This is a genomic window from Streptomyces sp. NPDC056296 (genome assembly GCF_042268605.1).
Lineage (GTDB): Bacteria > Actinomycetota > Actinomycetes > Streptomycetales > Streptomycetaceae > Streptomyces.
In genome coordinates this window covers 56,163-69,582 of the sequence record NZ_JBHJRX010000013.1, presented here as the reverse complement: position 1 = coordinate 69,582, position 13,420 = coordinate 56,163, and the positions used below count along the sequence as shown (strand labels likewise).

The window sequence follows — 13,420 nt, the reverse complement described above, 5'->3', positions numbered from 1 at the left end:
TCCCATGCGAACCGACTCTTCTCCCGGATCCCTGCCGGCGCGGGAGCATCTCCCGGCCGCAGGAGCCGGTACGGCTGTCCTGGACGTAGTGGTCCCCGTCCACAACGAGGAGAAGGACCTCCGGCCGTGTGTCCTGAGACTGCACGAGCACCTGTCGCGGACGTTCCCGTACGCCTTCCGCATCACGGTCGCGGACAACGCGTCCACGGACGCCACCCCGCACGTCGCGGCGCGGCTGGCGGCGGAGCTCGCCGAGGTCACGACCTTCCGGCTGGAGCAGAAGGGGCGCGGCCGGGCCCTGCGGACCGTCTGGTCGGCCTCCGACGCCCCGGTCCTCGCCTACATGGACGTCGACCTGTCCACCGACCTGAACGCGCTGCTGCCGCTGGTGGCCCCGCTGATATCCGGTCACTCGGACCTCGCGATCGGCTCCCGGCTCGCCCGCAGCTCCCGGGTGGTGCGCGGCGCCAAGCGGGAGTTCATCTCCCGCTCCTACAACCTCATCCTGCGCGGCTCCCTCCAGGCCCGCTTCTCCGACGCCCAGTGCGGCTTCAAGGCGATCCGCCGGGACGTGGCCCGGGTGCTGCTGCCGCTGGTGGAGGACACCGGCTGGTTCTTCGACACCGAGATGCTGGTGCTCGCCGAACGCGCCGGGTGCCGGATCCACGAGGTGCCGGTCGACTGGGTCGACGACCCGGACTCCACCGTGCACATCGTGCGGACGGCGACCGAGGACCTCAAGGGCGTGTGGCGGGTCGGCAAGGCCCTGGCCACCGGTTCGCTGCCGCTGGACCGGCTGGCGCGGCCCTTCGGTGACGACCCGCGCGACCGCGACCTGACGGACGTACCGCAGGGGCTGACCCGGCAGCTCGTCGGCTTCTGCGTCGTAGGCGTCCTGTCCACCCTCTTCTACCTGCTGCTCTACAGCGGCTTCCGCCACTTCGGCGGCTCGCAGCTCGCCAACGCGCTCGCCCTGCTGGTCTCGGCGGTCGCCAACACCGCCGCCAACCGGCAGCTGACCTTCGGGGTGCGGGGCCGCGGCGGCGCCGTACGGCACCAGGCGCAGGGGCTGGTCGTCTTCGGTATCGGTCTCGCCCTGACCGCCGGTTCGCTCGCCGCCCTGAACGCGGCGACGGCCGACCCGGACCACTCCACCGAGCTGGCGGTGCTGATCGCCGCCAACCTCGCGGCCACCGTGCTGCGCTTCCTGCTCTTCCGCGCCTGGGTGTTCCCGGACGCGCCGTCCACCGTGGACGCTCCGCCGACCGCGGACCCGCCGGACGGGCGGCTTCCGGAGCCATACCGCACATACCGCACCTGGAGCGACGCCACCGTGCGCCTGCAGCCGGTGCCCCCCGCCGACACCGACCCGAGGGACGGACGATGACGACGCACTACGACCGGACGACGTACGCGGGGGACGCGCAACCCCCCGGACGGCCAGGTTGCGAACCCCCGCCGCCGGTGTCGCCCGCGCAGCCACGGAAGTCACAGGAGCCACGTCGGCCCCGCCTCCGCAGACTGTGGCGGGGCCGACCCGAGGATCCCCGCTGGGTGCGCCCGGCCTTCCTCGGCCTGCTGCTGGCCACCGCCCTGCTCTACCTCTGCAACCTGAGCGCCTCGGGCTACGCCAACTCCTTCTACTCGGCCGCCGTGCAGGCGGGCAGCCAGTCCTGGAAGGCGTTCTTCTTCGGCTCGCTCGACGCCGCGAACGCCATCACCGTCGACAAGCCCCCGGCCGCGCTGTGGCCGATGGCGCTGGCGGTGCGGATCTTCGGGCTGAGCTCGTGGTCGATCCTGGTCCCCGAGGTGCTGATGGGCGTCGCGACGGTCGCCGTCGTGTACGCGGCGGTGCGCCGCCGGTTCAGCCCCGCGGCCGGGCTGATCGCCGGTGCCGTGCTGGCGCTGACGCCCGTCGCGGCGCTGATGTTCCGGTTCAACAACCCGGACGCGCTGCTGGCGCTGCTGATGTCCGTCGCCTGCTACCTCGTCGTCCGCGCGCTGGAGGACGGCCGGACCAAGTGGCTGGTGTGGGCCGGTGTCGCGATCGGCCTCGCGTTTCTCGCGAAGACCCTCCAGGCCTTCCTGATCCTGCCCGCGCTCGCCCTCGTCCACGGCGTCTGCGCGCCGGTGCGGCTGAAGAAGCGGCTGGGGCAGCTGGCCCTGGCGACGGTCGCGATCGTCGTCTCCGGGGGCTGGTGGGTCGCGATCGTCGAGCTGTGGCCCGCCTCGTCGCGCCCGTACATCGGCGGCTCGCAGAACAACAGCTTCCTGGAGCTGACCTTCGGCTACAACGGCCTCGGCCGACTGAACGGCGAGGAGACCGGCAGCGTCGGCGGCGGTGGCGGCATGGGCGGCGCCGGCGGCGGGCGGTGGGGCGAGACCGGCTGGGACCGGATGTTCAACTCCGAGATCGGCGGCCAGATCTCCTGGCTGCTCCCGGCCGCCCTCGTCCTGCTCGTCGCGGGCCTGATCGCCACGCGGCGCGGCGGCCGTACCGACACGGCTCGCGCGTCCTTCCTGGTCTGGGGCGGCTCGCTGCTGATGACGATGGCCGTCTTCAGCTACATGGCCGGCATCTTCCACCAGTACTACACGGTGGCCCTCGCGCCCTACCTGGCGGCCGTGGTCGGCATGGGCGCGGCGGCGCTGTGGGAGCGGCGCGAGCGGGGCTGGGCGTCGCTCGCCCTCGCCGCGGCCGTCACGGCGACCGCGGCCTGGGGGTACGTCCTGCTCAACCGCACGTCCGACTACCTGCCCTGGCTGAAGTGGCTGGTCCTCGTGGGCGGTCTGGTCGCCGCGCTCGGCCTGGTCTTCGCCGGGCGGCTGGGGCGACGGCTCGCGCCGGCGGTGGCGGGACTGGGCGTCGTGGCGTCGTTGGCGGCACCCACCGCGTACACGCTGAGCACCGTGCAGGAGGGGCACAGCGGCTCCATCGTCACGGCCGGTCCGGCCGGCGCGAGCATGATGGGTGGCCCGGGTGGTGGAGGCGGTGGCCGGGGCGGTGCCGCCGGGGGCGGCGGCTTCCCCGGCGGCGGGAACGCGCCCGGCGGCCAAGGGCAGGGGCAGGGGCAGGGACAAGGCCAGGGTCAGGGGCAGGGCGCTCCCGGCAACGGCGGCTTCCCAGGTGGCACACCGGGCGGCACACCGAGCCAGGACGGCCAGACGGCCCCGAACGGCCAGGCCGCCCCGAACGGCCAGACCGGCGAGCGCGGCGACATGGCCGGAGGCGGCGGCATGGGCGGCCTGCTCAACGGCGCCCAGGTCGACTCCGAGGCCAAGAAGCTGCTGGAGGCCGACGCCGACCGGTACACCTGGGTCGCCGCCGCGATCGGCTCCCAGAACGCCGCGAGCTATCAGCTCAGCACCGGCGACCCGGTGATGGCGATCGGCGGCTTCAACGGCACGGACCCGTCGCCGACTCCGGCCCAGTTCAAGAAGTACGTGGCGGACGGAAAGATCCACTACTTCATCGGAGGCGGCGGCGCGGGCGGCATGGGCGGCGACTCCGGCACCTTGTCGCAGATCACGTCGTGGGTCGAGGCCAACTTCAAGGAGGTCGCGGTCGGTTCGGCCACCTTCTACGACCTCACGCAGCCGACGAACTGATCACAGCTGATCACGGAAAGAGACTCTGCTGTACAGCGTATAAGAGCCCCTATACGCTGTACAGCATGACGACGTCCTCCCAGGAACAGGAAACCGCGCCCACGGTCCAGGGCCACCCGCAGCGCTGGCTGATCCTCGGTGTCATCAGCCTCGCCCAGCTGACCGTGGTGCTGGACAACACCGTGCTGAACGTGGCCATCCCCTCGCTCACCGACGAGCTCGGCGCGGCCACCTCGGACATCCAGTGGATGATCAACGCCTACTCGCTGGTCCAGTCCGGCCTGCTGCTCACCGCGGGCAGCGCGGCCGACCGCTACGGCCGCAAGAAGATGCTGGCCACGGGCCTCGCCCTGTTCGGCCTCGGCTCGCTGGCGGCGGGACTCGCGGACACCACCGGCCAGTTGATCGCGGCTCGGGCCGGTATGGGGGTCGGCGGCGCACTGCTGCTGACCACCACGCTCGCCGTCGTCATGCAGATCTTCGCGCCCGAGGAGCACGCGAAGGCGATCGGCATCTGGAGCGCGGTCAGCGCCCTCGGCTTCGCGTGCGGGCCGCTGATCGGCGGTTTCATGCTGGACCACTTCTGGTGGGGCGCGATCTTCCTGATCAACCTGCCGGTCGTGGCGCTCGGCCTGGTCGCGGTCGTGACCCTGGTACCGGAGTCGAAGAACCGGCAGGGCGACCGCCCCGACCTGCTCGGCGCCGTACTCTCCACGATCGGCATGGGCGCACTGGTCTACGCGATCATCTCCGGCCCCGAACACGGCTGGACGTCGGGTCGGGTGCTCGCCACGGCGGCCGTCGCGGTGGGCGTGCTCGCACTCTTCGCGTACTGGGAGAGCCGCATCCCGTACCCCATGCTCGACCTGGCCTTCTTCCGCAACCAGCGGTTCACGGGCGCGGTGGCCGGGCTGGTGCTGATCACCTTCGGCATGGGCGGCGCGCTCTTCCTGCTCACCCAGCACCTGCAGTTCGTGCTCGGGTACGGCCCGCTGGAGGCGGGGCTGGCGACCGCGCCGCTGGCGCTGACCGTGGTGCTGCTGAACTTCTCCGGCGTGGCGGCGAAATGGCTGGCCAAGCTGGGCACGCCGGTGGCGGTGCTGCTCAGCATGGTGCTGATGTCGGCGGGCCTGGTGGCCATCGCCACCCTCACCGGCGAGGGCTACGCCGGTACGCTGCTGGGTCTGCTGCTGATCGGCGTGGGCTGTGCGCTCGGCAACCCGGCCATGGCGTACGCGATCATGAGCTCGATTCCGCCGGCCAAGGCGGGGGTCGGCGCAGGCATCAACGGTACGTTGGCGGAGTTCGGCAACGGGCTGGGCGTGGCGGTGCTGGGCGCGGTGCTGAACTCGCGGTTCGCGGCGCTGGTGCCGGTGGCGGCGGCCTCGTTGCCGGCGGCGTTGGCCTCGGCGGAGGGGGAGGCGGAGCGGGAGCGGGTGATCGACGCGTTCTCCTCCGGGCTGGAGAGCAGTCAGTTGGTGGGGGCGGTGGCTGTGTTGCTCGGTGGGGTGGTGGCGTCGGTGTTGTTGCGCAGGGCGGACAAGGCGGGCGCCTGAGCACCCGGGCGGTGGGGGTATCCGCGCGGCCGCGGGCTCGTTGTGGCTGGTCGCGCCCGCACGGCGGAGCCGTACATTGACACTGACCCGCGCCCCTGAAGGGGCGCCCAGCATGACCGGCATCGGTGAGCGAGGTGGGTGCGCATGGCGAAGGCAGGCCAGGGGCCGCGGGCCAGTGTCTGGCTGGCGGGTGAGGGCCGTCGGAGTGGGCGGCGCGGGGGGCAGCCGTCCGGGCTGGACCGGGGGCGGATCACGGAGGTCACCGTCCGGCTGCTGGACGCCGAGGGCCTGGCCAAGTTCTCCATGCGACGCCTGGCCGCCGAGCTGGACGTCACCGCGATGTCCGTCTACTGGTACGTCGACACCAAGGACGAGCTGCTCGAACTCGCCCTCGACGCCGTCTACGGCGAGCTGCGCCACCCCGGCCCGGAGGCCGGCGAGGGCTGGCGCGGGCAGCTGCGCACGCTGGCCCGGGAGAACCGCAGGCTGCTGGTGCGCCACCCCTGGATGTCCCAGCTGACCGGCACCTACCTCAACATCGGGCCCCACTCGCTGGCCTTCTCCCGTCAGGTGCAGGGCGTCGTGCGTCGCACCGGTCTGCCCACGCACCGGTTGACCGGCGCCATCTCCGCCGTCTTCCAGTTCGTCTACGGCTACGGCACCATCGAGGGCCATCTCCTCGCCCGGGCGGCGGACACCGGGATGAGCCTGGACGACTACTTCCAGGACTCCATGAACGCGGCGGCCGAGTCGCCGGAGAACGCGGACGTCATCGCGGAGTCCCGGGAGATCATGTCGGCCCGTGGCGGAGACACGGTCGCCGAGATGCTGGACCGGGACTTCGAGTTCGGGCTGGATCTGCTCGTGGCGGGCATCGAGGCGATGGTCGAGCGAGGGTGACCGTCGCGCCCCGCGCCCCGCGCCCCGCGCCCCGCGCCCCGCGCCCCGCGCCCCGCGCCCCGCGCCCCGCGCCCCGCGTCCCGCGGTCAGTCGTCCGTCGCGAGCCGCGCCGGGAAGCCCCCCGTCGCCACCGGCCCCCACGTCTCCGGTGTCACCCGAATGATCGACTTTCCCTGCTCCACCATGGCCCGCCGGTACTCGTCCCAGTCGGGGTGCTCGCCCGCGATGTTGCGGTAGTACTCCACGAGCGGCTCCACGGAGTCGGGCGTGTCGATGACCTCCGCCGTGCCGTCGATCTGGACCCAGGGACCGTTCCACTCGTCGCTGAGCACGATGAGGCTGACCCGCGGGTCGCGGTGCGCGTTGCGGGTCTTGGCCCGCTCCGGGTAGGTGGAGACCACGATCCGGCCGGAATCGTCGACCCCGCAGGTCAGCGGCGATCCCTGCGGGCTGCCGTCGGCCCGCCGGGTCAGCAGGACCGCCCGGTGCCGGGGGCGTACGAAGTCCAGCAGCTCGGCCAGGGAGACACGGGTGTTCGTCGCGATGTTCGGTGCCATGCCGCCAGCCTAGGCCGCGGCCCCGCCGCCCGACTCGCTGTCCGGCCCGCTGTCCGGCCCGCCCTCCGGGCGCAGCGCCTCCGCGAGGTTGTCGTACACCGGCACGTCACGGCGCAGTCCGGACAGTTCCATGACGCGGCTCGGTACGCCCTTCGGGGCGGCCACCACCCGCAGCCGGGTGTGCCGGTGGGTGCGGAGGCGTACCTCGTCGAGCAGGCGGACGCCCTGGGAGTCCATGAAGCGGGTCGCGGTCAGGTCCAGGACGAGGACGCGCAGGCCGTCGGAGTGGTGGTCCACCGCGGTCATGATCAGGGGCAGCAGCCCCTCGGCGTTGCAGAAGTCGATCTCGGGGGGCAGCGGGAGTACGGCGTAACCGGGCGGGTCGCACGGCTCGCACGGCTCGCACGGTTGTGGGAGGAAGGTCACGTCACTCACCTGACAGACGTCAGCCGGCTTCCGGTCGTGGCCGCTTCCTGACCCGGCCCCCATTCCATCACGCCGCCGACGGGGTGGGGAAGGTGCCCGCCGCTCCTTCGGCCGGGCGTCACCGGCAGGCAACCAAGCAGCTAAAGTGCTGTTCGTCCTGTGCTCGCAGTCGGGAATGTGCTGCGGAGCTCTCCTGCGCACGGCCGTTTGGCCGCGCATGCCGAAGAGGTTCGTGGTGGCTGCGTCCGAATTTTCTGATTTGCCGCGTTTTCCGGTGGGCTTCGAGCTGGCCGAGACCCTGACAGCGGCGGCTAGGCAACTGCACGCGACGGGCGCCCCGGACGACACCCTGAACGCCGCGGTCGAGCTGGCGGTGCGCCTGCTGCCCGGCGCGGAGCGCGCGGGCATCTCGGAGATCCAGCGCGGCAGCCGACTGCGCACCCTCGCCTGGACCGACGAGTCCGTACGGTTCGCGGCCGAGCCCCGGCACGGCGGCCGTGAGCCGCATCCGGACTGGGAACGGCTGTGGACCACGCCCGTGGTCCGGACGGACGACAGCGAGGCCGACGGCGGCGGCAACGCCCTCTCCGGCCTGGGCCTGCGTTCCGCGCTGTCCCTGCGGCTGCGCGCCGACCGGCGCCGCCTGACCGTGCTGACGGCGTACGCCCGCAAGCCGCAGGCCTTCGACGAGGACGCCACCCGCATCGGCCGGCTGTTCACCGCGCACGTCTCCCTCGCCCTGGACTCGGCGACCGTGCGCGAGCAGCTCACCGAGGCCATGCGCACCCGGGACCTGATCGGCCAGGCCACCGGCATCCTCATGGAGCGGATGGACATCGACGCGGCCGGCGCCTTCGACTCCCTGGTGAAGGCCTCGCAGCGGGAGAACGTGAAACTGCGCGACCTCGCCCGCCGCATCGTCGACGCGAACACGGGTGCGGGGGGACGAGGCGTGGGCGAGCGGTGACGGGATATCCGTACGGGCATGACCTCGGAGATCCCCGACACGCTGGACCACGCGATAGCGCGCAGCCAGGGTCTCGACACCCTGCTGCGTGACCTGAGCGACCGCGCGGTCGTGCAGGTGCCCGGTGCCGTCGCCTGCTCGGTGACGGTGCGCCGGGCCGACCGGCTGATGACCCTGGCGGGCAGCTCCGGTCTGCCCAGCGGCCTGGACCTGCGGCAGTACGAGAACGACTCGGGCCCCTGTGTGGACGCCGCCGAGACGGAGAGCCCCCGGTACGCCCCCGATCTGGCCACGGAGACCCGCTGGCCCGCGTACACGGAGTACGCGCTGGCCACCGGCGTGCGCTGCGTACTGGCGCTGCCGCTGGTCGTCGAGGGCGAGACGGGCGCCGCACTCAACCTCTACGGCGTGGAACCAGACTCGCTGGCCGAGGGACGCGAAGCGGCCCGCACCTTCGCGGAGCGGGCCGCGGACGCCGTGAACGAGGCCCTGCGCCTGGAGCGGCAGCAGGCGTCGGCCGCCGATGTGCGCACCGCCCTGCTGTCCCGCAGCGTCATCGACCAGGCGGTCGGCATGCTCATGGCCCGGGAGCGGATCGACGCCCACCGGGCCCTGGAGCGGCTGCGCCGGGCCTCGCAGCACCGGAATGTCAAGCTCCGGGACCTGTGCGGCGAGCTGGTGGCCCGGGCGTCCGGCGGCGCCGCACGCGGCCGGCGCGGTGACTCGGGCGACCGGCGGTGACTCAGGCGGCCGGCAGTGACTCGCCCTGGACCGCCTGGATGTCCAGCTCGACCCTGAGTGTCGTACCGATGGCGGCGATGCCGGCCTGGAGGACCTGGTTGTAGTTCATGGCGAAGTCCTCGCGGCGCAGTTCCGTCGTCGCGCGGAACGCCGCCCGGGTGCCGCCCCACGGGTCGGCGCCGGTGCCGAGGTAGGCCAGGTCCAGGTCGACCTGGCGGACGACGCCGTGCAGGCCCAGTTCGCCGCGGACGGTCCAGCGGTCGGGGCCGGCCTGGGACACCCCGGTGGAGCGGTAGGTGATCTCCGGGTACCGCTCGACGTCCAGGAAGTCGGCGGAGCGCAGGTGGGTGTCGCGCATGCCGTTGCCGGTGTCGATGGAGGCCGCCCGGATCACCGCCTCGACGCGGGACTTGGTGACGTCGTCCGGCGCGATCTCGACGGTGCCGGCGAACTCCGTGAACCGGCCGTGCACGCTGGAGATGCCCAGGTGCTGGGCGACGGCGGCCACGCTGGAGTGCGCCGGGTCGACGGTCCACGGCCCCGGCGGCGGCAGCTCGGTGCCGCCCTGGCGGGCCAGCGTCACGGTGCCGACCTCGGCCCGGCCGCTCGCGGTGACGATCGCGCTGGACGCGGCGGGCGCGTAGCCGACGGCGGTGACGATCACGGTGTACGCGCCCGGTGTCAGCGGGGTGGTGTCCCGCACGGCGCCCTCGGCGTCCGCCTCGGCGCGCAGCACCTGCGTGCCGGTCATGTCGGTCACCGTGACGACCGCGTGCGACACGGCCCATCCGTCCCGCGTTCGGATCCTCGCGGTCAGTCCCATCCCGTTTCTCCCTGCGAAAGCTCAGAAAGTGGTCGTAAAGAAGGTCGTACAGAAGTGGTGAAAAAGGTCGTGAAGAAACCGGCCCGTGGTGGGCGGGCGCACCTCCGCTCAGAGCGCGCTCGCCACCACGGGCCGGGGTCTCGCTACTCGCCGGGGTGGGCGAGCTCGATGTCGTGGCCGTCGGCACCCGGGCCGGCGACCGTCAGGGCCGTCGCCACCGGCGGGTAGCCGGTCGCGATGACGGTGTACTCACCGGCGTCCAGGTCGGTGAAGGCGTACGCCCCGTCCGCACCGGTGGTGGCCGTGCCGACCACGTTGCCCGCCGCGTCGACGAGCGTGACGCGGGCGTCGGCCAGCGGACCGTGCGGCGCCCGCACGACGCCCTGGACCCGCGCCCCGGCCTGGAGGTCGACCTCGACCCGGGTGACCCCGGTGCCGCCGACCTCCAGCGGCAGGGCGCGCGGCCGGTAGCCGGCGGCGTTGACCGCGACGGTCACCGTGCCCGGCACCAGCTCGGTGAAGGAGAACTCGCCCGCCTCACCGGTGGCGGCGGAGGCCAGCAGGTCCCCGCGCACATCGGTCACGATCACCATCGCGTCCTTGACCGGCAGCCCGCTCTCCACGGCCCGGACCAGGCCGGTCAGCCCGCTGGTGCCGCTGAGCAGGATGTCGTAGGCGACCGGCTCGTCGTTCACGACGATCGTCGACGCCTGCGGCTGGAAGCCGTCCGCGGAGGCGATCAGGACGTACGACCCCGCGCTCGGCGCGTCGAGGACGTAGGAGCCGTCGGCCCGGGCGACCGAGCGGCCCAGCTGCCGGCCGCCCAGCGAGATCAGCGTGACCGCGGCCTGCGGGACCGGGGCGGACTCGGCGCCGCGGACGAAGCCGCGGACCGCGATGCCACCGGAGACGGGCGCCCCCGGCTCACCGGAGCCGGTCGCCGTCGCGACGGCGGCGAGCCGCTGCGTGGCCTCGGGCCGGGGACCCGGCTCGGCGACCGAGGTGGCCGACGTGGCTGAAGTGGCCGACGTGGCCGAGGTGGCCGACGTGGCCGAGGGAGCCGCCGACGCGGCGGCCGTCGCACCGGCCGGAACCGGCTCGGGGGCGACCCGGGTGACCTCGGCCGGGACCGGGGCCGCCGGGGAGGCGGTCTCGGCGGAAGCCTCCGCCGCCTGGGCCAGGGCGCCCGAGGTGCGCAGCGGGACCTCCTTGATGAACAGCGTCACCAGGAAGCCGAGCAGCGCGATCGGCGCGACGTACAGGAAGATGTCGGCGATGCCGTGCCCGTAGGCGCTCTCCAGCCATTCGCGGATGCCGGGGGGCAGCATGCTCATGTCGGGGATGGCGCCGCCGCCGGAGGCCTTGGCGGCCGCGGCCTGCTCCTGCGGGCTGAGCTGCCCGATGGTGTCCGAGGCGTAGTGGCTGATCCGGGTCGACATCACGGAGCCGAGCACCGAGACGCCCACCGCGCCGCCGAGGGACCGGAAGAAGGTCACGACGGAGGAGGCCGCGCCCAGGTCGCTCGGGGCCACCTGGTTCTGCGTGCACAGGACCAGGTTCTGCATCATCATGCCGACGCCGAGGCCCATCAGCGCCATGAAGATCGCGATGTGCCAGTACGCGGTGTCGTACCGCATGGTGCTGAGCAGGCCCAGGCCCGCCGTGAGCAGCGCGCCGCCGGCCAGCAGCCAGCCCTTCCACCTGCCGGTCTTGGTGATGATCTGACCGGAGACCGTGGACGAGACGAACAGGCCGCCGATCATCGGGATGGTCATGACGCCCGACATGGTCGGGGACTCACCGCGGGCCAGCTGGAAGTACTGGCTGAAGTAGACGGTGCCCGCGAACATCGCGATACCGACGAACAGCGAGGCCAGCGAGGCCAGCGTGATGGTGCGGTTCTTGAACAGGCGCAGCGGGATGATCGGCTCGCTGGCCTTCGACTCGACGAGGAGGAAGATCAGCGTCAGCACGATCGCGCCGCCGACCATGGCCCCGGTCTGCCAGGACATCCAGGAGTACTTGTCGTCGGCGAAGGTGACCCAGACGAGCAGCAGGCAGACGGCCGCGGTGACGAAGAAGGCGCCGGCCCAGTCGACCTTGACCTTCCGCTTGACCACGGGCAGGTGCAGCGTCTTCTGCAGCACGATCAGCGCGATGATCGCGAAGGGCACGCCGACGTAGAGGCACCAGCGCCAGCCGAGCCAGCTGGTGTCGGTGATGACACCGCCGAGCAGCGGACCGCCGACGGTCGCGACGGCGAAGGTCGCGCCCAGGTAGCCGGAGTAACGCCCGCGCTCACGCGGGGAGATCATCGCGGCCATGATGATCTGCGCCAGGGCGGACAGACCACCGGCGCCCAGGCCCTGGATGCCTCGCGCGGTGATCAGCATCCCGGGGTTCTGCGCCAGACCGGCCACGACGGAGCCGATGACGAAGACGACCAGGGCTATCTGGACCAGGGCCTTCTTGCTGACCAGGTCCGCGAGCTTGCCCCACAGGGGGGTGGAGGCGGTCATCGTCAGCAGCGAGGCGGTGACGACCCAGGTGTAGGCGCTCTGGCCGCCGCCGAGGTCACCGATGATCTCGGGCAGGGCGTTGGTGACGATGGTCGAGGACAGGATGGCGCAGAACATGCCGAGCAGCAGCCCGGACAGCGCTTCCATGATCTGCCGGTGCGTCATCGGAGCGTCTCCGTTGGAGCCTCCCCCGTGCTTGGCATGAGCCCGCACACCGGCTGGTGTGGTCGTTGCCATGGACTTCCTTTACTTACGTGGTGATCGCGGGTGTACGGGTGGACTGTTCGTCCCCGGACGGTGCGGGTGGCCGGGGAGCGGGCGCCCGGCAGTCGTCGAAGCTGGCCCTGAGACGGGCCATGAGCCGGGTGAGCTGGCCGACCTCGTCGTCGGACCAGTCGCTCAGCCGGTGGGCGAGCATCTGGCTGGTCCGGTCGGCGATCTCGTCGAGCCGGCCCTGTCCCGCGGGCGTCAGGCGCAGGATGCGCGAGCGCTTGTCCGCGGGGTCGGGGAACCGTTCGATCCAGCCCCGCTCGGCGACGTGGGCGACGTGGCGGCTGGTCACCGACATGTCCACGGCGAGCAGCTCCGCGAGCTTGCTCATGCGCATGTCCCCGTGGCGGCCGAGCAGTGTCAGTACGGCGACGGATCCGCTCGGGCAGTCGGACGGCAGCAGCCGTCCCATCTCCCGCTTCACGGCGCCGAAGGCGCTGAACTGGCGGATCAGCTCCTCGTACTGCGCCTTCTCGGCCATGCGCACCTCCCGTTTTTGTTGCTTAGGGCAACCATAGGATCGGTTGGTTGCTACAGGCAAATAAAAACGGGTCATCCGGGTATAAAAAGTTGGCAAAGGCAAGTATTGCGAAAGTAAACGTGCAGGTGGCGTGCAGTGGGCGGGGGCAAGAGGGCTGGGGAGCCCCGCACTTGGGCCGCATCCACGGATTCGCTAGTGTCTCGGCCCATGGCTAACAACCAGGGCCCCCAGGGCAACAACGACCCCGCAGGCAGCACGCAGATGTTCCGCGCGTTCGTCGACGAAGGCCCCCAGTCCCGGCAGGCGGCCCCCGCCGCCTCCTCCGGGCCCCGCATCGGCCTGATCGTCGGCATCGTGGCCGCCGTGGTGATCGTCGCGGCCGTGGCCTGGCTGGCGCTGAAGTAGGACCGGCGCCGGAGCGGAACCGGCACCGCGCAGACGCATGACGGCGACCGCCGCGGCACCCCCGAGGTGCCGCGGCGGTCGCCAGGCTGTCTTGGACAGGCCCTTAGGGCCCGTGTTCTGCACTCGGTGTATTGCCCCACAGGGTTGTTGTCGGTTTTCCAGGGCC

General features: G+C 72.1%; 12 protein-coding genes. 7 read left to right on the top strand and 5 right to left on the bottom strand.

The window, feature by feature from the left end:
• Positions 1–4: 4 nt before the first annotated feature.
• The 4 genes from ACFCZF_RS12210 (at position 5) to ACFCZF_RS12195 (ending at position 6,065) form a co-directional block, all read left to right on the top strand.
• Positions 5–1,387, top strand: a complete 1,383-nt coding sequence (locus tag ACFCZF_RS12210; RefSeq protein WP_376671596.1) for a glycosyltransferase — start codon at positions 5–7, stop codon at positions 1,385–1,387.
• The gene (locus tag ACFCZF_RS12205; protein ID WP_376671595.1) at positions 1,384–3,609 is read left to right on the top strand and encodes a glycosyltransferase family 39 protein; all 2,226 of its coding nucleotides are present in this window, start codon (positions 1,384–1,386) and stop codon (positions 3,607–3,609) included. Before ACFCZF_RS12210 ends, ACFCZF_RS12205 begins: the two co-directional genes overlap by 4 nt.
• A gap of 65 nt (positions 3,610–3,674) precedes the next feature.
• Positions 3,675–5,165, top strand: coding sequence for an MFS transporter (locus tag ACFCZF_RS12200; protein ID WP_376671594.1), 1,491 nt, complete (start codon positions 3,675–3,677; stop codon positions 5,163–5,165).
• 144 nt (positions 5,166–5,309) lie between these two features.
• Positions 5,310–6,065, top strand: a complete 756-nt coding sequence (locus ACFCZF_RS12195; RefSeq protein ID WP_376671593.1) for a TetR/AcrR family transcriptional regulator — start codon at positions 5,310–5,312, stop codon at positions 6,063–6,065.
• A gap of 86 nt (positions 6,066–6,151) precedes the next feature.
• On the opposite strand, the gene ACFCZF_RS12190 is transcribed toward ACFCZF_RS12195, so the two are convergent.
• On the bottom strand, positions 6,152–6,622 hold the full coding sequence (locus tag ACFCZF_RS12190; RefSeq protein WP_376671592.1) for a PPOX class F420-dependent oxidoreductase: 471 nt from the start codon (positions 6,620–6,622) through the stop codon (positions 6,152–6,154).
• 9 nt (positions 6,623–6,631) lie between these two features.
• Entirely contained in the window at positions 6,632–7,048 is a 417-nt protein-coding gene (locus ACFCZF_RS12185; protein ID WP_376671591.1) for an STAS domain-containing protein, read from the bottom strand.
• A 217-nt stretch (positions 7,049–7,265) separates the two neighbouring features.
• On the opposite strand from ACFCZF_RS12185, the gene ACFCZF_RS12180 reads away from it, so the two are divergent.
• Positions 7,266–8,015 carry an ANTAR domain-containing protein gene (locus tag ACFCZF_RS12180; protein ID WP_376671590.1) on the top strand — a complete coding sequence of 250 codons (750 nt, stop codon included), beginning with the start codon at positions 7,266–7,268 and terminating at the stop codon, positions 8,013–8,015.
• Positions 8,016–8,033: 18 nt separating this feature from the next.
• Complete coding sequence (locus ACFCZF_RS12175) at positions 8,034–8,756, top strand: GAF and ANTAR domain-containing protein (protein WP_376671589.1); 723 nt, start codon at positions 8,034–8,036, stop codon at positions 8,754–8,756.
• Position 8,757: 1 nt separating this feature from the next.
• Here ACFCZF_RS12175 and ACFCZF_RS12170 read toward each other — a convergent pair whose 3' ends face one another.
• The 3 genes from ACFCZF_RS12170 to ACFCZF_RS12160 all read right to left on the bottom strand — a co-directional run bounded on the left by ACFCZF_RS12170 (position 8,758) and on the right by ACFCZF_RS12160 (position 12,849).
• Positions 8,758–9,579: a YceI family protein gene (locus ACFCZF_RS12170; protein WP_375919289.1), complete on the bottom strand. Its 822-nt coding sequence runs from the start codon at positions 9,577–9,579 to the stop codon at positions 8,758–8,760.
• A gap of 143 nt (positions 9,580–9,722) precedes the next feature.
• Positions 9,723–12,335, bottom strand: coding sequence for an MFS transporter (locus ACFCZF_RS12165; RefSeq protein WP_376671588.1), 2,613 nt, complete (start codon positions 12,333–12,335; stop codon positions 9,723–9,725).
• A 13-nt stretch (positions 12,336–12,348) separates the two neighbouring features.
• On the bottom strand, positions 12,349–12,849 hold the full coding sequence (locus ACFCZF_RS12160) for a MarR family winged helix-turn-helix transcriptional regulator (protein ID WP_375919283.1): 501 nt from the start codon (positions 12,847–12,849) through the stop codon (positions 12,349–12,351).
• Between the two features lie 207 nt (positions 12,850–13,056).
• Between ACFCZF_RS12160 and ACFCZF_RS12155 the strand changes: the two genes are divergently transcribed.
• Complete coding sequence (locus tag ACFCZF_RS12155) at positions 13,057–13,254, top strand: hypothetical protein (RefSeq protein WP_310872499.1); 198 nt, start codon at positions 13,057–13,059, stop codon at positions 13,252–13,254.
• Positions 13,255–13,420: the final 166 nt, after the last annotated feature.

Excerpts from the sequence above, each read along its gene's own strand:
- ACFCZF_RS12170 (WP_375919289.1), bottom strand. The coding sequence starts at position 9,579 with ATGGGACTGACCGCGAGGATCCGAACGCGGGACGGATGGGCCGTGTCG.
- ACFCZF_RS12160 (WP_375919283.1), bottom strand. The coding sequence starts at position 12,849 with ATGGCCGAGAAGGCGCAGTACGAGGAGCTGATCCGCCAGTTCAGCGCC.
- ACFCZF_RS12190 (WP_376671592.1), bottom strand. The coding sequence starts at position 6,622 with ATGGCACCGAACATCGCGACGAACACCCGTGTCTCCCTGGCCGAGCTG.
- ACFCZF_RS12165 (WP_376671588.1), bottom strand. The coding sequence starts at position 12,335 with ATGGCAACGACCACACCAGCCGGTGTGCGGGCTCATGCCAAGCACGGG.
- ACFCZF_RS12210 (WP_376671596.1), top strand. The coding sequence starts at position 5 with ATGCGAACCGACTCTTCTCCCGGATCCCTGCCGGCGCGGGAGCATCTC.
- ACFCZF_RS12200 (WP_376671594.1), top strand. The coding sequence starts at position 3,675 with ATGACGACGTCCTCCCAGGAACAGGAAACCGCGCCCACGGTCCAGGGC.
- ACFCZF_RS12180 (WP_376671590.1), top strand. The coding sequence starts at position 7,266 with ATGCCGAAGAGGTTCGTGGTGGCTGCGTCCGAATTTTCTGATTTGCCG.
- ACFCZF_RS12195 (WP_376671593.1), top strand. The coding sequence starts at position 5,310 with ATGGCGAAGGCAGGCCAGGGGCCGCGGGCCAGTGTCTGGCTGGCGGGT.
- ACFCZF_RS12155 (WP_310872499.1), top strand. The coding sequence starts at position 13,057 with ATGGCTAACAACCAGGGCCCCCAGGGCAACAACGACCCCGCAGGCAGC.
- ACFCZF_RS12205 (WP_376671595.1), top strand. The coding sequence starts at position 1,384 with ATGACGACGCACTACGACCGGACGACGTACGCGGGGGACGCGCAACCC.
- ACFCZF_RS12175 (WP_376671589.1), top strand. The coding sequence starts at position 8,034 with ATGACCTCGGAGATCCCCGACACGCTGGACCACGCGATAGCGCGCAGC.